This is a genomic window from Polynucleobacter antarcticus (genome assembly GCF_013307245.1).
In the GTDB taxonomy this organism is placed as follows: domain Bacteria; phylum Pseudomonadota; class Gammaproteobacteria; order Burkholderiales; family Burkholderiaceae; genus Polynucleobacter; species Polynucleobacter antarcticus.
Genome location: NZ_CP028941.1, coordinates 585,542 through 606,445, shown reverse-complemented (window position 1 = coordinate 606,445; position 20,904 = coordinate 585,542). Strand labels below are relative to the sequence as shown.

Sequence of the window (20,904 nt, the reverse complement as noted above, 5' to 3'; positions counted from 1 at the left end):
AATAGAAGTAAAAAAACAATTCAACAATTTGAAAATGGAGATTGAAATGGCACATGTCGGACACAGTTGGCTTAAAACTAAACCTGGATCATATGAAAAAGTTTGTAAACGTTTTCATAAATTTGCGGATGAAGTCATGTCACACCACTCAGATCTACACGACGTCATCATTATTGGTAACCCCGCTCAAAACATTATTGAAGGTTTTGGTATTTGGGAAAATGCGAGTCACGCTGCCAATTTAGAGGATGGGACTGATTTTGCCAGTTTTATGGCTGATGTTGCAGGCGAATTAGCGGAGCCATTTCATCGCAATGACCTTGAGTTACTGTATCGAATGAAGCCAAGCGTGTAAGCTTTACTACCTACAAAAGTAGTATTTCTAGCTCACCATCCATGTTATATTAATCACAGATGGTGAGTTTTAAGGTAATTCATATATGCATCAAGTCGTTATATTTTTTGCAACTGTCTTACCAAGCTTGTTAATGTATTGTTTATATAAAAAAGATAACTAAATACTAGGAGAAATATTATTATGAAATTTTCTAAAATTCTAATCGCTTTAATTATTATTGCCGTTGCTCTTTATATAGGTTTAAGAGTTATGAGCCCTGATACTGCTTCTTCTAAGCCAGCCTGGTTGCAAAAGCTGGATAAAAATAACGATGGCAAGATTGGTCAAGATGAATTCTTAGCGCTTGATGCTAATAAAGACGGCAAAATATCCCAAGACGAGGCTACTGCTTATGGCATTCCAGCTGAAGAGTGGAAGAAATGGGATAAAGACGGTGACGGATCTTTATCGCTTGAAGAAATGAAGCCTTACGGCGGCTAATCTAGTTTACAAACTGTTGCAATACGCTTTTAAAATGGAGTGAAGACATGTTCGAAGCAGATCATTACAAGCATTTAATAGAGTTGTGCTGGAAAGATGATGTTTTTAAAAACGAACTGATTTCAAATCCAGAAAAAGTTTTGAAGGCGGTTGGTATGCATCCTCCTGAGGGTACTGTTGTTAGGGTTGTGGAAAATACAATCACTACTTTTACCTTAGTTATCCCCCCCCAATCCGGCAAATATGTCATCCGATCATTTGGAGTGGGATAGGGTTGCAGGGGGAGGTAGCGCTTATTATGTTGGGGGTTAGGCGCTTTTCTCTGTAGGAAAATTTTGCTGATATTTTTTAGAAAATACGAAAATGCCATCGATACCAGAGGGAGCCACTCCAACTCTTGCTGAACTTCTGCAGCAAAGAAAACCCTTAAGAAATATCAACCAAGAAAACGATGATAATCTTTCTTCCTTAGATCAGGCTGCAGTTTGGATTACCAATCGAATTGGTACTATGGGTTTTTTCTTGCTGATACTGATTTGGACTGTATTGTGGCTTGGATGGAATTTTTTAGCCCCATTGCCTTGGCGATTTGATCCAGCAACAGGTTTTGTTCTCTGGTTATTTATTTCTAATGTAATTCAAATTCTACTAATGCCCCTTATTATGGTTGGGCAAAACGTCATTGGCAGACATGCTGAATTGCGTGCTGAGCATGACCTTGAGATCAATGTTCGAGCTGAAGAAGAAATTGCAGTAATGCTAGTTCATCTTGAGCGTCAAAATCTCATGATGTTGGCGATGATCGAAAAGCTTGATATTAAATTTAATCAGATCATGCCTAGTCAAAACATAGAGAATTGATAATCGTAAATTTATGACACTACTAAGACTATAAATGTTTATTCCAATAAAAAAAGCTTCATTAGTGTTATTGACGGGAGCTACTTTTTTTTAGCGTAACTTCACTTGCACAATCCGTTCCCGTTCTTGAAAAACATTGGTCAGGGACTGTTTCTGCAACCACAGCTGATTTATCTAAAAAGAATGCACCCTTAACATACCTAGACACGTCAGCTTCTATAGAAATTCTTTCGCAAGAGGGTAGTCATATACGTTTTCTATTTAAGACACCGGAGTTTGAGTCGATTGAAATCGGGACTTTATCTGTGGATGGGAAAACTCTTCAGATAGCATATCAGTATGGCGCTGGCACCTACCATATTGATGGCAAAAAAATGTCTGGATGTGGTGTTGGCCGAGTGAAAAAATTAATGATTAAAACGATGACTAGTGCCTGGTGCGATGAATTTACTTCAAGCAAATAGTATTTATTGAAAACCCGTTTGGAGTGGTAATCTTAAAAATACAGCAGTAGGCAAAGGTGAGTCGATCTAAGCCCACATTACGTTATTAGGCTTAGATCTAAATTTCGCTGATGAATGCTTGTTCATTGCTCAGCGAAACTGAGTAGTGCATAAGTGGCTATTTAAGATATAAAGTGTGCTTCCAAGAGCCATCTTTAAGGTGCATGGTTTCAACCCAACCGATTGAATTTGCAAATTTTCCTGTGCCACCAGTGATTGCCCTTCTGGTGACAGCAGATTCATCCAAGGCTTCCTTGAGGCTTGAGTATTGCCCAATTCCCTGAATTGTAATTTGATCTTTTGTGCCATCGCCAAAAGAAAAAACCGCATTCATGATTCGATATTCAATTTTCTTATTTTCTACAATGCCAGTAGTAGTCATAATCCAATCGGTCATTAAATCTCCCCCATTATCTGCTTTTGCTGGGAAGTGCCAGATACGAATATCGCCGATGGATTGGCCTGTTTTACCTAGGTCCAAGAAAGTGGGCGCTGGAATAGCAGGATGAGTAACAACGATGGTTGACTCAGCAATAGCTTGACTTGCAAAAAAAGTCATCAGAGTTGCGGTAAAGAGGTTAATGAATCGCATTATGGTCCTTGTATTTGCACTGTTTAAAAGCCAATCTTACCTCAATAGGTAACGAACTTCCCTAATTTTAAATAAGGTAAAAGTAGTCATTTTTTTCCTGCTGATTCGTAACGACATTGATACAGTGCTCTTGCTTGTTTTTGTAGGTGAGGTGTTTTCTGCTGTGTATATTAGTTTGAGATGTATGAGATTTTTCACAGTACTAAACTAAGCAGCATGGAACTAATGTGCGCACTGTAGTACATTGTTGAGAACTGCTGACGCATAACGAAAGTCTAAGTTCGCGTAATGTAAGCAGTGGTGGGTCGGGCGAGATTCGAACTCGCGACCAAGGATGTTTAGGCCGTAAGTTGCCGCTGCTTAATGAGTTCTGCAGCAGGAATCCGAACAATCTTGCCGTTAACTGTGGTCACGATTGCGGTATTAGTTTGAATTGCTAAGTCTATTGCCGCTTGACCAGCGCGTTGCATGGCATAGTAGGATCCAGAAATATCAGGATCCGAAGAATTACGTATATCTTTGCTTGGAATAGTCATAATTAACCTTGATCAGTTTGTTCTGGTGGTGTTTTATCACCATTTAACAATACCCAAGATTTTACAGCTTTTTGATATTTCGAGAGGTTTTCCAAACCTGCTTTATAGCGCCTACGAATGACATCTTCAGGAATATTATGTCCTCCCTGTGCCACTCGTTCCGCTACACGAGAAATAGCTAACTCAGGGGAGCTTAGTGAGATAAACCAAAGTTTGACGATGTAACCCAAATCTTTCCACTCCTGGATACGTTGTAGGTAATGAGTTCCGGATAAAGTTGTTTCAAAAGCAAAGCTCTCACCAGCTTTGGTGTATTCATCTAATTCATTTAGCATTAAGCGCGCAGCTTTAAATGAAACGGATTCAGGCTTAAAGGGTGCCAAGCCAGCGGCTATAAGATCGGCATTAATGAAACGAGATGTATGCGCTTCTTGCGGCAAGAAGTTTTTAGCAAAGGTAGTTTTGCCGGCGCCATTAGGTCCGGCAATGATGATAATTTTTTTATTTTGTGCGGACATCATTTAGGGCGATTTATATCAAAACGTTCTTTGGTTTCTTCTATCAATTGCGCGATAGTCTTTTTGCCGGTAACGTAATCAGTGAGGCTTTGCTCAAGCTGCTTGGTTGGAACAATGCCCTCAATTCGAGCCGAAGCCACGGCGTTAGAAACGTTGTATTGGCGTGCTTGGGACTGGGTAGCAAACTTAGAGGGCATGTGATTATTCTAATGGTTTTGTGCTGTTTTCCTAGTCAAAAAATAACCCAAAAAAGGTTTGAAGAGGTATTTGAGAGGATAGTGCAGGTAATAAAAAAGCCCCGCAAAAGCGAGGCTTAGTGATGCTGGTGGGTCGGGCGAGATTCGAACTCGCGACCAACGGATTAAAAGTAAAAGTGGCTCTTCAAAAACTTATATAAATCAATGCTTTGCAAGCGTGTAAAACTGGTGTGCGATTGAGTGTGCGATTGCTTTTTGGCGTAAAGTTTGAATCTCAGGCTCAGATTCGTAACTTTCAAGTACGGCACAAGCGTTACTTAAAGTAACGGTGGGGCTTCTGAGCAGTCACGATTTCTTCTGAGGCCAAGTGCGCTGGTTCGAATCGTAGAGCATTGGAGTTAAGTGCAAGCTCATACATAGCTTAATATGGTTCAATGATAAAAAAGAAAAAACTACTCTTAGCTCTTTTGTTGCTGCCGCTAACGTCATTTGCTACTGATTGGATATTGATTGCTGGTAGTGGGGCGAACAGCACCAAGCTCGATACTGCGTCAATCAAGCGCAGCGGAACTATAGTCACCTTTTGGACTGTTGAAAATTTCAGTCCAAAAGATCAATACGGCAACTCCAGTTATAAAAGCCAGAGCATGATTGACTGTCGTACCTCCCAATTGGCAGCCAAGCAATTACAGTCATTTTCAGGTGCGGATGCGAAAGGTATTCAAAACTATAGTCAGCAGGCGCCCTTCATCGATTGGGTGCCTATTCCAATTGACAGTATCGGAGCAAAGTTAATGGCCTATGTTTGTAAATCAGAATCAGTCCATTTATTAGTTCGATTACCAAGATCCTAAAAGAGTAAAAGTTTGAAGAATATTGCTTTTTGAATACAAACCAGCTATTCAAGAGGAGTGGATTGACTAGTCCAGACTGTAAAGTCATTAAGCTTGATCCGCCAGCAGGGGGGGGTGCTCTAGTGGTGTTGGTTTGACTCGACTCAAAGCAGAGCTGAGTGACCGTTACTTAAAGTAACGGTGTGGCTCATAGGACTTACTATAAAAGATTTCAAATTTTAGCGAATCACCAGTAAAAAACCGTCATCATTAATGGATGACTTGACTATTTTATGTTAACGATACATAAACTTTAGTTTATATTGAAACTCTAATGAAGATTATTACTACGAGCCATTTTATGCAGTTTACTAAGAAAATATTTAGGAATATGGCTAATTTATGCCTGCCAAACATTTTCTCAGAAAATAAGTTTGACCCTAGCAAACTACGTATCCTTAGAATGATTGCGTGTTGTTTGGTAGATTGCATTACTTTTGTCCGCAACGCCGTTTATTGCTTGATTACTAAAAATACGTTTGAGATAAGTGAGGTTAGGCGGGTGGTAGAGCAGGATCAGCATCAAGATTTGAAAATGCAAAATAGACTTCGTGCACACTTTGCTAGATTGCAGCTTAGTTGATGAGCGAATTGCCTAATCCCCAGCTGGAGTGTGTACATGTCACCAAACGATTTGGGAACTCTTTAGTAGTTGATGAGCTGTCTTTTGCGCTTTACCCAGGTGAGTGTTTGGGCGTTATTGGTCCTAATGGGGCTGGCAAGACCACTACAGTAAGAATGTGCCTAGGGCTTAGTGAGCCCGATTCAGGTGAGATTAATCTTTTTGGGCTTTCTATGCCTTCAAAGGCTCAGGCAATAAAAGCACGTATTGGTGTAGTGAGCCAGTTTGATACTTTGGATCCTGATTTTGACTGCGCAGAGAACTTACTTGTCTACGGCCGTTATTTTGGTCTGTCGAATCAGACTATGAAAGAACGTATCCCAGAATTGCTAGAGTTTGCCGCTCTAAGTAATAAAACCCACTCCAAACCAGGAGAGTTATCTGGTGGCATGAAGCGGCGCCTTAGTCTTGCGCGAGCGCTAATCAATAATCCTCAGATGTTGCTGTTAGATGAGCCGACAACCGGGCTTGATCCGCAGGCGCGCCACTTGATGTGGGAACGGTTACAGCAACTATTGGCTAAGGGAAAATCAATCCTGCTGACGACCCACTTTATGGATGAAGCAGAGCGGCTTTGTGATCGCTTATTGGTGCTAGATCATGGTCGTAAGATCGCTGAGGGTAAACCGCGGGATTTAATAGAAATTCATGTTGAACCGCATGTCGTTGAAGTGTATGGCGCAGATCCGCAAGAATTATTAAAGAGCGGTTTGCGTGATTTAGCTGAGCGGGTAGAAGTAAGTGGTGAGACTGTTTTCTTTTACACCCACGCAGTACACCCACTTCTAGAAGCACTTGAATTGCAGCCGCGTTTAAAAGTACTACATAGACCAGCGAATCTAGAAGATTTGTTTTTAAAGTTGACTGGGCGACAGATGCGAGAGGGCAGCTAATGTACGCTTGGCCTGTTTTCCTACGAAATCTATTAGTCTGGCGTAAGCTTTTGATTCCTAGTCTGATAGCGAATATTGCAGAGCCCTTGATGTGGTTACTTGCCTTTGGCTATGGTATGGGAGCCTTGGTGGGTGAGGTGATATACAACGGGCAGACTGTTCGTTACTTGGTGTTTCTTGCAAGTGGTTCAATCTGTATGAGCGCTATGAATGCCGCGTCGTTTGAGGCGCTGTATTCTGTATTTTCAAGGATGCATGTACAAAAAACTTGGGACGGTATTTTAAACACACCCTTACGTATAGGCGATGTACTACTTGGTGAGATGCTGTGGGCCGCTTTTAAATCGTTCTTTGCGGTAACTGCGATTCTTTTAGTCATGCTCGCTTTGGGAGTAAGTCACTCGTATAAGTTGATATTAGTTTTACCGATTCTGCTCCTAGTGGGAGTGATGTTTAGTTGTATCGGACTGATCTTTACTGCGCTTGCAAAGGGCTATGACTTCTTTTCTTATTATTTCACTCTTTTTCTTACGCCAATGATGTTTCTTAGTGGTGTTTTTTTCCCGCGGGATCAGCTACCAGACTGGCTGCGAGCATCCTCTGAGTGGCTACCATTAACCCAGGCTATTAATTTAGTGAGACCACTATTTTTAGATCAATGGCCCACTGAGGTGCTTATACCCTTTTTAGTCATCGGCAGTTATTCATTGGGGGCCTGGCTAATCGCTTTGAAACTCATTCGCCGACGCTTTAAAACCTAATCGCACAACCTAACTTCGCAACCTAACTGCACAACTAGTTGCGTAGATGCTAATTCAATTAGCATCCGTCTTATGCCGCCATATTAATGACTGACGATTTAGAGAATTAAGATCCACCTTATTGTTAATAATCTCTTCGCAAAGTTGTGCAGCTTGTATCGCTTGTGTTTCGCTAAGGTGCTGGTATGCAGGGCGAATAATTTTGTTATGCCAGGGTCCACCACAAATAGTGTCTAGTACGATGCGCTGAAAGCAGTGATCATTATGAACCGGCCAGTCAGTTTGAGTAGTTTTAGCCAATGTTGGCATGACACTCTTAGTAAGATACAAATAGCGCTCGATATGAATTGCATGTGATGGCTTTAAGAAATCAAAACCTTCTTGAACCACATGAGGCTCTGGCAGGCTAGGATTTAGTAAGCTTGGATTAGAGTAATCATTACTCATACATAGGCGAATATCTAAAATATGGAAGTTTGAACTTGAATGGGGTCCGTAAGCATCATGGGTATTAAATATTGTGTTGTCTTGTTGGAGTTCTAAAAGTAACCCATTCCTCAGCAGCGGTAGGATGGACTGCTAAGGTGGCATCCAGATCTTTTTTAGTTACTTTCATCTGAAGAGCTATGCCAAGCAGTTGAATCATTTCTCCAGTATCGTGACCAATAGAATGAAATCCAAGAACCTTATCAGTAGCACGATCTACTAAAAGTTTAAAAAGCACCTTATCTTGTGCTCCCGATAAGGTTGCCTTCATCGGACGAAAGTGGGCGATATAAACATCAAGCTCTGGGTACTGGATTAATGCTTGCTCCTCTGTAAGGCCTACAACACCTACCTCTGGTGAAGTGAATACAGCAGTGGGTACAAGGGAGTGATTCACTAACCGAGGATTTTTACCAAATACGGTATCGGCAAAAGCATGACCTTCACGTATAGCCATGGGCGTGAGATTGACTCTATTTGTTACATCACCAACCGCATAAATACCTTCGATATTAGTCTGTGAGTAGTCGTTGACTGTAATAGCTCCTTTTGAGTCTAAAAGAATCCCTACTTTTTCTAGATTTAAATCTTGGGTATTTGGGATACGTCCAACAGCTCTTAAAACGCAATTGGCATCTAATTTCGTATCGTCATCTAAGGTGACCAAAAATTGGTCATTAAGCCTAGCTATGGATTGAATATTTTTTCCAAAATGAAAATTGATACCACTTTGTATCAATTCTTTTTTAAGTTGAGACTGAATGTCACTATCAAATCCTCTGAGGATATTGTCTCCGCGAACAATAATATCTACTGTAGAGCCTAATAATCTAAAAATACAAGCAAACTCTAGAGCAATATATCCTGCCCCATGAATGACTACCTTTTTGGGCAGATGATCTAAGTCAAAAAATCCATTGGAGTCAATTGTGTATTCAATATTTGGATAGTCATCATTGGCTACTGGCGTTCCACCCGTGGCAATTAATATATGACTACCAGACAATGTTTCGTTATTTGACAAAAGAATAGTTTTTGAGTCGACAAAGCTTGCGTGTCCTTGGTAGATGCATACCCCGGCAGCAAGGAGATTTTTTCGATAAACTTCCTCAAGTCGTGCAACTTCGTGATCTCTTTTAAGTTTTAATTGAGCCCAATTAAATTGGGTTTCTCCAATGCTCCAGCCATAGCCCTTAGCATCTTCAAACTCATGAGCAAAACGACTAGCGTACACCATGAGCTTTTTTGGTACACAGCCTCGGATAACGCAAGTACCGCCCAGTCTATATTCCTCAATAAGAGCAACAGAGGCGCCATGATTCGCTGCAATTCTAGCGGCTCGTACACCACCGGATCCACCACCGATAACGATTAAATCAAAATTTTTCACAAAATCCCATTATTGAGAGACATCCATTTACTAAGCAAAAGACTTTTTTAAAAGTTTTTACTTGCTAAAACAATCTTACAAATATGTTCAAGCCGTTCAATATGTTCGTAAGCGCTCCATGGGTTAGCATCAATCGCCACAACGCCATGTCCTTTTATTCCTACAATGTCATACTTAATATTGCCCATAGAATCGAGTTCTAACTTCTTGAAGCACTCATCTGCTAACTTTTGGCTTGTAGGCGGAACATCACCTACATTAGGAGCAACTTTTGTGTAACGATTTAATTCTGGAAATGCAGTGCTAATAGATGAAAGATCAATTCCCGCATGCATAGCAGCAATACAGTAAGTAGGATGTACATGAACAACTACACGAACTTCATCTTGATGTTGCCCCATCATTTTTTGGAGGCCAAAATGAAGAGGAATTTCTCCTGATGGTGAAAGTTGGCTACTTATAGCAGTGTGATCCATCTCTTCCCATGCATATTCAGATGAATTTAAGGCCTTAATAATATTAATTTTCTTAAATTGATCGGGTTGCAAGGTTTGTTTACGAATACCGCTTGGTGTAATGTAAAAGTGACTTCTATCATGATGGCGAATACTGACGTTACCGTCGCGACTAGTGATCCAGTTGCGTTTATAAGCATCAAGCATTACATCGCAGATTGTTTCCAGCATTGTTCTTGTCCAATTTCTAAATTTAATACAATAAGGGTAAGCTGCTATAGGCCTTGATTTTACTCCTTTAAGTGCATATTTAATTGAATCAACTGAATAACTAGCAATACTAAAAGTAGCAACATATGATTGATAAAAATACAGATTTCTACCCTCAATTAATTCAAGACCTTTTAGAAGATGTAAATCTGGAAGTCCATTTAAGTTCTTCAATAAGCGATTTTATTATTATTTACTCAACAAACCCTGTTCCTGATGTTATTAGTAATCCGACAATATTTTTTAAAACAAAAATGGTCATCAATGGAGCTAGTAAGTGCGTAACTGTCATCGACAGCCCTCAGCAACAAGCAGAAAATGTGAATTTAGTTGTTAATTTACTGAAGTTTTCAGACTATAGAGTATTCAGAGTGGTTAAGGGCTGGAGACTAGTTTGTAGTAAATGTAACGCAATCTCTGAAGGTAAGATTTGGAGAATCAGTCCCGACATTTGTAGCGCTACCCATAATGGAATCATATGTGGGCATAAATTCACGGAACTCGATAAAACTAAGGTAGAAAATTAATTAACAATACGGAAGTTTTTTTTGTGTCCGTTGCTTGTAATAGTGGGATAAGTTCATATTCCTTATTTTTCTTTGTTTACATCATGCGTGTTGGGGATATAAATCTTAGTGATTTTCTAAGAATTTGAGCCTTTTACGTGGTAAAGCTTACTAATTTGAGACCTTCGTTAAGTCTTTTGTTAAACCTTCCAATTGGCGTGGTTATTTGTATTTAAATAGGCTTACGGAAACTATGTACCGGATACTTTACAGGTGAAAATACCAACACCAGTATTTGGTATTAGTGTTTTGATTACAACACCCTCTTTTTCGGCTTATTGCGAGCCTCCTTGACCATAATTTGGATGAACTCTAATGACAGTATTAAATAAAATAACGGGATTTAAGCAATATGACCGTCTTGAAGAAGGCTATGTTCCTGTTGCAGAACGTGTAAAAAACTACAAAGAGTTTGTCATTACACTCGATGATGTTCAAGTTGGGCAACAAACGGCCAGATGTATGGATTGCGGTATCCCATTTTGTAACTCAGGTTGCCCAGTCAACAATATTATTCCTGACTTTAATAACTTAGTGTATGCAGGCGACTGGCGAACGGCACTTGACGTACTACACAGCACTAATAACTTCCCAGAATTTACTGGACGAATTTGTCCAGCTCCCTGTGAAGCAGCGTGTACTCTGGGTATCAACTCTAAAGCAGTAGGTATCAAGAGTATCGAGCATGCCATTATTGATAAGGGTTGGGAAAATGGCTGGGTGATACCTCAACCTGCCGCGATCAAAACCAACAAGCGAGTAGCCATCATAGGCGGCGGTCCGGCGGGCATGGCCGCAGCACAGCAGCTGGCTCGAGTAGGGCATTCTGTAACAGTATTTGAGAAGAATGATCGTATTGGTGGACTATTACGCTACGGTATTCCAGATTTCAAGATGGAAAAGTTTCTGATTGATCGAAGAGTCGAGCAGATGCAGGCAGAGGGAGTAGTGTTTAAAACTGGTGTTTTTGTGGGACGTGAAAGCGCAGATGCTGTTATTAAGGACTACTCACAACAGCGTATAGATCCAGATGAGCTATTGGCAGACTTTGATTCTGTGATTATATCTGGCGGTGCTGAGCAACCCCGTGATTTACCGGTACCGGGTAGAGAGTTGGCAGGCGTTCATTACGCCTTAGAGTTTTTGATTCCACAAAATAAAGAGAACGCTGGCGATTGGAAAAATCCGCTCAGTGCCCAGGGTAAGCATATTGTTGTAATAGGTGGCGGTGATACCGGTTCTGATTGTGTGGGAACCAGCAATCGTCACGGAGCGGCGCACATTACGCAAATTGAATTACTGCCACAGCCGCCTGAAGAAGCTGACACTCCCTTGGTATGGCCTTTTTGGCCTAATAAGATGCGCGTTAGTAGCAGCCACGATGAAGGCTGTGACAGAAATTGGAGTATGGGTACCAAACGTTTTGAAGGCAAGGATGGTAAGTTAGAAAAATTAATTGGTGTAAAGCTGAATTGGACAGGCGGAAAAATGACAGAAGTGCCTGATAGTGAATTTGAAATCAAGGCAGACCTTGTGTTGTTAGCAATGGGTTTTGTCAGCCCAAGTCGGCAGGTTTTGGAAGCATTTGGTGTTGATAAGGACACAAGGGGTAATGCATTGGCATCAACTGAGGATGCTAAGGCCTATCAAACATCAGTACCTCGGGTCTTTGTAGCGGGCGATATGCGCCGTGGACAAAGTCTTGTGGTGTGGGCAATAAGAGAAGGCCGTCAATGTGCCCGTGCTGTTGATGAATATCTAATGGGTACGTCGGTATTACCTAGGTAATTCAGAAATGTTCAGGGAAACAGTAACTTCAGTGCACCACTGGAGTGATCGAACTTTCAGTTTCTGTACTAGCCGTGACCCAGCATTTAGATTTAATGCGGGAGAGTTTGTACTAGTAGGTATCAGACATGCGGGTAAGCCTATTTTGCGCGCATACAGCATAGTGAGTCCTCCATGGAGTGATGAGCTAGAGTTCCTTAGCATCAAGATTGCAGACGGTGAATTAACAAGCCGACTTCAGTATATTAAGGAAGGCGATGAAATATTAATTGCTACCAAAACAACGGGTACATTGAGAAACGCAGCTTTAATACCAGGAGCTAATTTATGGTTATTGGCTACAGGAACTGGCTTGGCTCCATTTATGAGTTTAATTCGTGATTTGGAAATCTTAGAAGCATGGAGTTGTATACATGTGATTCATAGCGTGAGGGACTCTACAGATCTTGCTTATCAAGATCAATTAACAACAGCCTTTTCAACGTGTACTGAAACAAAGCATCTACATTCCATTATTAGGCCAATATTGCACTATCAAGCGATTGTGACTGGTGCGGGGGATGCCAGGATTACTGCGCAATTAGCATCCGGTGCCTTAGCAATCGATTGTGCTAAAGACCGCGTGATGTTGTGCGGCAATATGGCATTTAATCGGGAGGTAGCTGCCTGGTGTGAACAGAAGGGTATGACCGAGGGCAGTCTAAGAAAGCCTGGAGACTTTGTGCTTGAGAAAGCCTTTGTAGATACATAATGTCTAAAAAGTCTTGGTACTTAAGCCAAATACACACGGTAACTTACTCACTTTGCCACAAACGGTACACATTAAACTCGTAGTAAAAAATACAGAAAAGATGCAGGCCCTCCCTGCAAAAGACCCTTTTAAATATAATTTCACGCGTTGAAACTTGAAACAGCGGAAAATATTTCGGCTCTCGGGATCTGTAACCCAGATCCCCTTGTCGCCTTCGGGCGACTTTTTTATTTATCATTTCCTTCAAGTACTTTTTGGGTAATAGCTTTGGCTCGATCCTGAACCGCATTCGGCAATCTTGAAGGGTACTCAAAACGCATAAATGCTTGTGTTCCTGGATACATAATTTCATCAATAACCCCCAAAAAATAGGTCTTACCTTTGATGCAATACCCATCAACAAAGAAATAAATTTACTAAAAACCCTTTAATTTTTACAGCTTGTGTGTAGCAGGACAACAAGCAATTTTTTAATTTAAAGGGTTATTAAAAAGACTACTCTCAGTGTGGCTAATATCAAAAAACAATTTTGCTATTTTTCGTTTAAAGTAAAGCGTTGTTTTTTACTAATGTAGTTTAATAGAATAGAAGGTTAAAAATGCTGTTGCATTTAAAAAAGTGGATAGGTAGTACTTCATTGTTTGGTACTTTGCTGTTAATTACGTCCCAAGCCAATGCATCTTCTGAAGCATTGAGGCAGGATGACTTTGTAGGGATATCGTTTTGGATAATTTCCATGGCGTTAATTGCATCAACTGTATTTTTCTTTTTGGAGCGAGATCGAGTCTCCCCTAAGTGGAAAACATCCTTAACTGTGTCTGGTTTAGTAACACTCATAGCTGCTGTTCACTATTTCTATATGCGCGACGTGTGGGTTGCGACTGGATCTACACCAACGGTTTTTCGCTATATCGACTGGTTAATTACAGTGCCCTTACTGATGATCGAGTTTTATCTGATCCTTTCCGCAATTGCCAAAGTGCCAGTAGGCGTTTTTTGGCGATTAATGATAGGCACCTTAGTAATGTTAATTGGTGGTTATTTAGGCGAGGCTGGATACGCAGATGTATGGATTGCATTTATTGTAGGAATGGTCGGTTGGTTCTACATTCTTTACGAGATATTCGCTGGTGAAGCAAGTAAGATCAATGCGGCTTCCGCACCGAAATCAGTTCAGTCTGCTTTTAGTACGATGCGTTTGATTGTTACTTTCGGCTGGGCTATTTATCCAATAGGTTATTTCTTTGGATATCTGACAGGCGCCAGTCCTGCAGATAGTGCAAATGCATTAAATATTATCTATAACGCAGCTGATGTACTCAATAAAATCGCTTTCGGATTAATTATTTGGTCCGTTGCTGTAAGCGAGTCTGAGAAAAGCTTAAAAGCTTAATAAAAAAATCACGGGATTTATCATCCCGTGTTTTTTTGTTTTAAATACAGCTTCAGGTCAATAATTTAGTTTACGTATGAATTCTTAAAAAATTAAGCGTGATTTCTGGCTACCTTTCAAACGTGTACTCACCTTTGTTCAACTTTATCTACTAAGTAAAAAATTGAAAGAATTTTAGAAATGAAGGCAATTGTTATCGGTGCCGGTTTTGGAGGTATTGCAGCTGCCCTTCGTTTATGTGCAAAAGGCTATCAAGTCTCCCTCATTGATCGTTGCGCTGGTCTGGGTGGAAGAGCTCAAATATTTGAGCGAGATGGTTTTAAGCATGATGCTGGACCGACTGTAATCACAGCTCCTTTTTTATTTGAGGAGTTATTTTCGTTGTTTAATGAAAAATTCGATGATTATGTACGTTTGGTTCCATTAACACCATGGTATCGCTTTCATTTTTCCGATAACTCTTATTTTAATTATGGGGGTACTTTTGAGGAAACAATGGCAGAAATCGCCCGTATTGAGCCCAATGACTGTAACGGATATAGAAATTTATTAGCTCAATCCGAACGTATCTTTAATGTTGGATTTATAAAGCTATCAGCGGTATCTTTTCATAGACTAAGCACTATGCTAAAGCAAATACCGGCTCTACTTAGATTGCGAAGTCAAGATACTGTCTGGAAATTTGTTGCTCGTTATATTAAAAATCCCAAGTTACGCCAAGCTTTTTCTATTCAGCCCCTGTTGGTTGGTGGAAATCCTTTTGACACAACAAGCATTTATGGTTTGATTCATTATCTAGAACGTGCTCATGGAGTTCACTTCGCAATGGGCGGAACCTCTTCAATTACCAACGCCCTAGGTGATTTGATGATGAGGCAAGGTATAAATATCCAACTAAACACTACTATCAGTCAAATTAATATTGACGACGGAGTTGCTTCAGGCGTAACTCTAGAGGATGGAACAATAATTTCAGCAGACTTAATTGTGTCAAATGCTGACCCTGCACATCTTTATACATCGATGATAAAAAAGGAGAAACAGGCAAAATCTGCTCGCTTAAAACTTGCTAATGCTGAGTTCTCGATGGGTTTATTTGTATTATATTTTGGGACTACTCGTCAATATCCAGATGTAGCTCATCATACAATTTGGCTTGGAGAGCGTTATAAAGAATTATTAGCTGATATTTTTGATCATAAAAAATTGTCACAAGACTTTTCTCTTTATCTCCATCGGCCTACTGCTACAGATCCATCATTCGCACCTGCCGGTTGCGATAGTTTTTATGTACTTTGTCCAGTACCTAACTTAAAGGGAGCCATAGATTGGGACTTACAAGGGCCACTCTTGCAAGAACGAATAGTTAGGGCTTTAGATGAGACTATATTGCCAGGTTTGAGGGACACTATCACTAGTGATTTCATTATGACACCTGAGAATTTTCGAACTGATTACTTAAGTGCCTTTGGTGCAGGATTTTCTGTATCGCCTATATTTCGTCAATCTGCATGGTTTCGTTTTCACAATAAAGCCGAAGGAATTGAAAATCTCTTTTTAGTAGGCGCCGGCACTCACCCTGGTGCTGGATTACCAGGTGTGCTGTGTTCAGCTAAAGTAATTGACTCACTTGTACCATCAGTTAAAACTGTTAAAGAAGCCTTAGAAAATAAGAAAGCATTGAAAGCCTTAAAGGCTGCAGACTTAGTACTTTCAGCTAAAGGAAAGACTTTTTACTGGGCTCGTGAATGGATGACACCAGTACATGCTGCGCGAGCTACACGTTTATATGGTTTTTGTCGTTATGTTGATGATATTGCTGATGAAGGGGATTTAGTTATTGATCCACATTTAGCTTTAAATTTAATTATTTCCGATATCTTGATGGGATCATCTAAGGACTCTAAAACAGCTGATTTTATAAATTTAATGCGTGAGTGTAATATTTCAGAGTCCTTAGTCGTATCCTTTATTGAGGGTATCATTTCGGATTTGGGTGATGTACTGATAACTAATGAAGAGTCACTCATACAGTATTGCTATCAAGTTGCTGGTACTGTAGGCGCAATGATGTGTAAAGTGTTAGATTGCCACAATCGGGTTGCTATCAGCCATGCAATTGATCTTGGTATAGCAATGCAATTAACAAATATCTCTCGAGATGTTGTCGAAGATGCTATTTCTGGAAGATGTTATTTGCCGGCAACATTAATCAATCATTTAAAGCCTGCACAGTTAGTAGAGCCTAGTCCAGAATCTAAGCTAATAGTTGAAAAATGCATTTATAGCTTACTTAAAACTGCGGACACATACTATAAGAGTGGCGAAAATGGTTTATCTTATCTATCCTTTGATTCAAGATTTAGTATATTACTCGCATCAAGAATTTACTCTGCAATAGGCATCAAAATTATTAATCAAAAAGATTTCTACTGGAGGGGAAGAGTTACAGTGTCTCGATTATCAAAGTTTTTAATATCCTTTAGGACTTTAATCTTCCTACCTTTTAACTACTATTTCTGGTTTAAATGCGCCTCTCACGATACAAAATTACATGGTGCCCTTACTATGTTTTTAAAAGCAAAGATCTAGCATGAAAAAAATATGAGCACCATTTATGATTTAGTAATTATTGGTGGTGGTTGTGCTGGGCTAAGTTTATCAATGGAGCTTGCACAAATTAAAAGTAAATGCCCAGATACTTTAATTTTAGAATCTCGTGAATACTATCAAAATGATCGAACATGGTGCTTTTGGAGCGACAAGAAAGTTACTACTGCATATCCAAGCCAACATATTTGGCAAAAAATGACTGTCTCAAATTTAGATGAATGCGTTGTACTTGACTGCGGTAAAACTCCGTATCACATGGTATCTGCTACAGATTTTTATTCAGTTGCTCAAGCAATGATTAATTTAAAGAAAAATATCAATATCGAGATGAATTCTTTTGTTGTCGGAGAGCCTAAATTAGTAGACAAAATTTGGAATATTAGTACAAATAATGGTTTCATTAAAACTCGCACCATCGTAGACACGCGTCCTGGATCAAAGCCATGTTTAGATGGATCCACATTATGGCAATCATTTTATGGTCAAGAAATTGAATGTATTGAGCCGGTTTTTAATCCAGAAATACTTGATTTGATGAATTTTTTGCCACCACATGAGCGGGGCGCTTCCTTCCTTTATGTCTTGCCCACGTCTAAAACTCGTGCTGTTATTGAAGTTACCGTATTTGGGGCTTCGCCATTAGAACAGCAAGATTTACAGTTTGATCTTGATGTTGCAATCGCCAAGCGCGTTGGTACATCATCATTTAAGGTTATACGAAGCGAACACGGTATTTTGCCCATGGGACTGCAAAATCTGCCGATGATTAAAGATCGAAGTTATATTAATGCAGGAGTTATGGCTGGTGGAGCAAGACCAAGTACTGGTTACGCATTTCAACGAATTCAGGCTTGGGCTAAAGAGTGTGCAAACGAAATATCTATTTCTGGTTTTCCTCTTGGTCACAAGTCAGATCCTTACATTTTGCAAACGATGGATAAGATTTTTTTAGATGTTCTTCGCAGAGAGCCTTTAAAAGGAGGAATTATTTTTTACTCTTTATTTAGTGGCGCAAAAACTGCTAGTGTTATTCGTTTTTTAAGAGGAAAAGCTAGACTATTTGATAGCCTTGCAGTGGTTTATGCAATGCCTTACTTACCGTTTATTAAATCTGCATTTTTACTTTTTTTAAGAAGCGGTAGATCGAGGCTATTAAGTTTGCGCAGCACATTATGAGTTTAAAAACTCAAGGCATTTTGTTTAGCGTATTAGCTTGGTGTGTAATCGCTCTTAGTAACTTATTGCCCACTCTAAATATTCATTACCAATTCATAATACTTGCCCCGGTAATCCTCTTACTTGGTGTTCCTCACGGCGCTTTTGATACTATTTTTATTCGTCAAACAATCAACATCAAAACTTTAACTCGTCAAATTTTTGTAGTATTTTTATATTTATTAATCGCAGCAATTGTGGTTTATATCTGGTGGTTATTTCCAGGATTTGCTTTGGCTATATTTCTTTTAATCTCTGCAATTCATTTTTCTGGAGACCCTGAAAATAATGTACCTAAATGGTTTAGGTTGTTATATGGATGCGCAGTTATTTTGAGCCCCTTTGTTTTTTATTCAAGAGATGTACTTGAAATATTTATTTTTCTATCTGGGATAAAAGCTGCTACGCTGCTTGTAAATTATTTAGAATGGTTATCGTTTCCATGGCTAGGTATGTCACTTTTAGCAGGATTGTTCTATTTTAGAACAAACTTTATACGTGGATTTGAATTAATTTCCATGGTTTCTTTACTTACTTTTACTCCACCCTTATTAGGATTCACAATTTATTTTTGTTTTATGCATAGCGCAAGACATATTTTGAGAACCCGGGATTACGCGAACATCAAATCACTTTCAATATTAATGAAGACTACGTTATTGCCTATGATTGTTGTTGTTGCTTTTGCATTAATTTTTATGGCACTATCAACCGGTGAATCTGTTGAAGCGCGTCTTGCGCAATTACTTTTTATTGGATTGGCAGGATTGACTGTTCCGCATATGCTTGTAATTGAGCGAATACGTTTTTCTGGATGGAAATTAGGAAAGCTCTAGATATATATTTAATTATATTGAGATATAAACATTACATGGCGGAATGACAGAGTGGTTATGTTGCAGCTTGCAAAGCTGTGTACCCTAGTTCGATTCTAGGTTTCCGCCTCCATTTAGTGAGCTTATTGGTATAAGCTTGAGCAGTTGTTCAAATGTCTTATAGCCTGTAATTGGTGAGAAACTCCTTGGTGAAAAGTTTTTTTCACCTATCAACATAGCTGGGATTCCTTGGAATCCGTATGTTTGATATTCATTAGCATCAAGGATAGTCTGTTTAGTGTACGTACCAGTGTTAAGTATCCCACGAAGAATTTCAGGGTTTAAACCAACTTTTTCTGCAATTTTAAGAATTTCTATTTCTAGGCTTATATCGGTACCCTTTTTAAAAAGTGCTTCAAATATTTTGGTTGTAAAGGGTAAAGTTTTATCTAGTGTGTTGGCATATAAGGCACATTCCTGAATTAGCCATGTGTCTCTAAGTAATTTTGGGATTCGCATTTTTAATTGGTTTTCATCTACGATTGAATCGAGTGCTGCAGTTTGAAAATTATCAATATAAGACTGATCTGGCACTGAAGACCCTTTTTTGATGGGTAATTTTGGTGCTCTCCACAAAATATCAATATTGCTTGAATATTGTTTCTTTAATTTCGAAAGTACTAGTACTTGGTAATATGTATAAGGGCATTCAAAATCTCCCCAAATTTGTATTTGTATCATTATGGTGTCTGACTTTTTTTGTAGTTCTATTATAGTTTATCTATTTGTTGATAGACCGATATCAATAACTTATCTGTTTTAAAATTTAAATATCTTACTTCCTGCTGTTTAAATTAAATTTTTACTCTAATTTATCTACTTACAAATGACCACCTTACCGCTAAATTTACTCCGAGAGCTTAGAACCGATCATGCAGGGGAGACCGGTGCTTTGATGATCTATCGAGGTGTTTTAGCTATCTCACGTGATGTTGATGTACGTAAATTTGCCATTCAGCATCTTGAAACTGAACTTCGCCACTTATCCTTAATGGAAGAATTAGTTTCTACTCGCTGGAGAAGTCGACTTTTGCCATTATGGAAAATGGCTGGTTGGCTAACTGGTGCAGTACCTGCTTTTTTTGGTTCCCGATCAGTGTATGCAACCATACAGGCTGTTGAGACCTTTGTAGATCAACACTATGCTTTGCAAGTAAATATGATCGATGCGCTATTAGCAGATGCTGACAATCAGAATACGCATCTACAAGCGACAGCCCAAGAAAAAACCTCTCTTCAAAATTTACGGGCCTTGTTGGTCGAATGTCAAATGGATGAAGTGCATCACCGGGAAGATGCACGTGCACGTTGGAGTGGTCAAGCTAATGTCTTTTTAAGGATCTGGGTTTATCTCGTAGGCAATGGTTCTAAGAAAGCTGTAGGTATTTGTCGATACGTATAGGTAGGAGCATCCCAATCCTGAATTGACCCTGCATTGAGATCAACTATTTTTTGTACTTGGCTGTCGTAAGCTGACACATGTTTTGCATCTCCAGGTGACGGTCTCTTTGCCACCGCTTCTTGAAACGCGTCGTGTTAACTCAGCAATCGAAGTCAGTCGTCCACAACTTGGACAAAATTTTGAATCAGTATTTTCAATTGGCATATTAATTGTTTAAATCCAAATTTACTATCAACTGATTATCATCATAAGTTAGAAATAAAAATATTGTTGTCAATTACCCTAGTAATTTATATCGATAAGCTAGTGTTAAGAATGGATCTCAAATAGCTTAGGATTTTTTTCAGCTATAAATTCGATTAGCGCGAACTTTTGGTTTACAGATGTATTTTGAGGAAATTTGATGATTTGCAGCGGAGTACTTGAATGACCTTGTTGATAGTATTGGAATCCTATAAGGTTAAAGCTTAATAGTAAAAATGGTTG

At 39.4% G+C, this 20,904-nt stretch carries 22 protein-coding genes and 1 tRNA gene; 15 read left to right on the top strand and 8 right to left on the bottom strand.

What is annotated here, in order from left to right; translation table 11 throughout:
• Nucleotides 1-46: 46 nt before the first annotated feature.
• The 4 genes from DCO16_RS03145 (at nucleotide 47) to DCO16_RS03130 (ending at nucleotide 1,699) form a co-directional block, all read left to right on the top strand.
• The gene (locus tag DCO16_RS03145; RefSeq protein WP_173942312.1) at nucleotides 47-355 is read left to right on the top strand and encodes a hypothetical protein; all 309 of its coding nucleotides are present in this window, start codon (nucleotides 47-49) and stop codon (nucleotides 353-355) included.
• 183 nt (nucleotides 356-538) lie between these two features.
• A complete protein-coding gene (locus DCO16_RS03140; RefSeq protein ID WP_173942311.1) occupies nucleotides 539-838 on the top strand; it encodes an EF-hand domain-containing protein in 300 nt (99 codons plus the stop codon).
• 47 nt (nucleotides 839-885) lie between these two features.
• Complete coding sequence (locus DCO16_RS03135; protein ID WP_173942310.1) at nucleotides 886-1,110, top strand: NHLP leader peptide family natural product precursor; 225 nt, start codon at nucleotides 886-888, stop codon at nucleotides 1,108-1,110.
• A 91-nt stretch (nucleotides 1,111-1,201) separates the two neighbouring features.
• Nucleotides 1,202-1,699, top strand: a complete 498-nt coding sequence (locus DCO16_RS03130; protein WP_173942309.1) for a DUF1003 domain-containing protein — start codon at nucleotides 1,202-1,204, stop codon at nucleotides 1,697-1,699.
• A gap of 621 nt (nucleotides 1,700-2,320) precedes the next feature.
• Here DCO16_RS03130 and DCO16_RS03125 read toward each other — a convergent pair.
• The 4 genes from DCO16_RS03125 to DCO16_RS03110 all read right to left on the bottom strand — a co-directional run bounded on the left by DCO16_RS03125 (nucleotide 2,321) and on the right by DCO16_RS03110 (nucleotide 4,045).
• Nucleotides 2,321-2,761 carry a hypothetical protein gene (locus tag DCO16_RS03125; RefSeq protein WP_173942308.1) on the bottom strand — a complete coding sequence of 147 codons (441 nt, stop codon included), beginning with the start codon at nucleotides 2,759-2,761 and terminating at the stop codon, nucleotides 2,321-2,323.
• A 371-nt stretch (nucleotides 2,762-3,132) separates the two neighbouring features.
• Nucleotides 3,133-3,330: a hypothetical protein gene (locus tag DCO16_RS03120; protein ID WP_173942307.1), complete on the bottom strand. Its 198-nt coding sequence runs from the start codon at nucleotides 3,328-3,330 to the stop codon at nucleotides 3,133-3,135.
• 2 nt (nucleotides 3,331-3,332) lie between these two features.
• A complete protein-coding gene (locus tag DCO16_RS03115; protein ID WP_173942306.1) occupies nucleotides 3,333-3,851 on the bottom strand; it encodes an ATPase in 519 nt (172 codons plus the stop codon).
• Entirely contained in the window at nucleotides 3,848-4,045 is a 198-nt protein-coding gene (locus DCO16_RS03110) for an antitoxin VbhA family protein (RefSeq protein WP_173942305.1), read from the bottom strand. The genes DCO16_RS03115 and DCO16_RS03110 overlap by 4 nt, the downstream gene beginning before the upstream one ends.
• A gap of 434 nt (nucleotides 4,046-4,479) precedes the next feature.
• On the opposite strand from DCO16_RS03110, the gene DCO16_RS03105 reads away from it, so the two are divergent.
• The 3 genes from DCO16_RS03105 (at nucleotide 4,480) to DCO16_RS03095 (ending at nucleotide 7,214) form a co-directional block, all read left to right on the top strand.
• Nucleotides 4,480-4,899: a surface-adhesin E family protein gene (locus DCO16_RS03105; protein WP_173942304.1), complete on the top strand. Its 420-nt coding sequence runs from the start codon at nucleotides 4,480-4,482 to the stop codon at nucleotides 4,897-4,899.
• 621 nt (nucleotides 4,900-5,520) lie between these two features.
• Entirely contained in the window at nucleotides 5,521-6,453 is a 933-nt protein-coding gene (locus DCO16_RS03100; RefSeq protein ID WP_173942303.1) for an ATP-binding cassette domain-containing protein, read from the top strand.
• Nucleotides 6,453-7,214, top strand: coding sequence for an ABC transporter permease (locus DCO16_RS03095; RefSeq protein ID WP_173942302.1), 762 nt, complete (start codon nucleotides 6,453-6,455; stop codon nucleotides 7,212-7,214). Before DCO16_RS03100 ends, DCO16_RS03095 begins: the two co-directional genes overlap by 1 nt.
• Nucleotides 7,215-7,268: 54 nt before the next feature.
• Here the strand turns inward: DCO16_RS03095 and DCO16_RS03090 are convergent, their stop codons facing one another.
• From DCO16_RS03090 to DCO16_RS03080, 3 genes are all read right to left on the bottom strand, one after another.
• The gene (locus DCO16_RS03090; protein WP_217426688.1) at nucleotides 7,269-7,661 is read right to left on the bottom strand and encodes a hypothetical protein; all 393 of its coding nucleotides are present in this window, start codon (nucleotides 7,659-7,661) and stop codon (nucleotides 7,269-7,271) included.
• Between the two features lie 64 nt (nucleotides 7,662-7,725).
• Complete coding sequence (gene gorA, locus DCO16_RS03085) at nucleotides 7,726-9,090, bottom strand: glutathione-disulfide reductase (RefSeq protein ID WP_173942301.1); 1,365 nt, start codon at nucleotides 9,088-9,090, stop codon at nucleotides 7,726-7,728.
• Nucleotides 9,091-9,137: 47 nt separating this feature from the next.
• Nucleotides 9,138-9,989, bottom strand: a complete 852-nt coding sequence (locus DCO16_RS03080) for a class II aldolase/adducin family protein (RefSeq protein WP_173942300.1) — start codon at nucleotides 9,987-9,989, stop codon at nucleotides 9,138-9,140.
• A gap of 707 nt (nucleotides 9,990-10,696) precedes the next feature.
• Between DCO16_RS03080 and DCO16_RS03075 the strand changes: the two genes are divergently transcribed.
• The 7 genes from DCO16_RS03075 (at nucleotide 10,697) to DCO16_RS03045 (ending at nucleotide 19,089) form a co-directional block, all read left to right on the top strand.
• A complete protein-coding gene (locus DCO16_RS03075; protein ID WP_173942299.1) occupies nucleotides 10,697-12,169 on the top strand; it encodes a glutamate synthase subunit beta in 1,473 nt (490 codons plus the stop codon).
• A gap of 7 nt (nucleotides 12,170-12,176) precedes the next feature.
• Nucleotides 12,177-12,920: a ferredoxin--NADP reductase gene (locus DCO16_RS03070; RefSeq protein ID WP_173942298.1), complete on the top strand. Its 744-nt coding sequence runs from the start codon at nucleotides 12,177-12,179 to the stop codon at nucleotides 12,918-12,920.
• Between the two features lie 598 nt (nucleotides 12,921-13,518).
• On the top strand, nucleotides 13,519-14,313 hold the full coding sequence (locus DCO16_RS03065) for a bacteriorhodopsin-like (protein ID WP_173942297.1): 795 nt from the start codon (nucleotides 13,519-13,521) through the stop codon (nucleotides 14,311-14,313).
• A gap of 180 nt (nucleotides 14,314-14,493) precedes the next feature.
• Entirely contained in the window at nucleotides 14,494-16,905 is a 2,412-nt protein-coding gene (gene crtI, locus DCO16_RS03060; RefSeq protein WP_173942296.1) for a phytoene desaturase family protein, read from the top strand.
• Between the two features lie 12 nt (nucleotides 16,906-16,917).
• Nucleotides 16,918-18,102 (top strand): lycopene cyclase family protein, encoded by a 1,185-nt coding sequence (locus DCO16_RS03055; protein WP_173942295.1) that lies wholly within the window; start codon nucleotides 16,918-16,920, stop codon nucleotides 18,100-18,102.
• On the top strand, nucleotides 18,099-18,977 hold the full coding sequence (locus tag DCO16_RS03050) for a Brp/Blh family beta-carotene 15,15'-dioxygenase (RefSeq protein ID WP_173942294.1): 879 nt from the start codon (nucleotides 18,099-18,101) through the stop codon (nucleotides 18,975-18,977). Before DCO16_RS03055 ends, DCO16_RS03050 begins: the two co-directional genes overlap by 4 nt.
• Nucleotides 18,978-19,014: 37 nt before the next feature.
• Nucleotides 19,015-19,089 (top strand) — tRNA-Cys (locus DCO16_RS03045).
• Here the strand turns inward: DCO16_RS03045 and DCO16_RS03040 are convergent.
• On the bottom strand, nucleotides 19,062-19,697 hold the full coding sequence (locus DCO16_RS03040; RefSeq protein ID WP_173942293.1) for a DsbA family oxidoreductase: 636 nt from the start codon (nucleotides 19,695-19,697) through the stop codon (nucleotides 19,062-19,064). The genes DCO16_RS03045 and DCO16_RS03040 overlap by 28 nt on opposite strands.
• A gap of 145 nt (nucleotides 19,698-19,842) precedes the next feature.
• Here DCO16_RS03040 and DCO16_RS03035 point away from each other — a divergent pair, with 145 nt between their 5' ends.
• Complete coding sequence (locus tag DCO16_RS03035; protein WP_173942292.1) at nucleotides 19,843-20,418, top strand: demethoxyubiquinone hydroxylase family protein; 576 nt, start codon at nucleotides 19,843-19,845, stop codon at nucleotides 20,416-20,418.
• Nucleotides 20,419-20,904 lie beyond the last annotated feature (486 nt).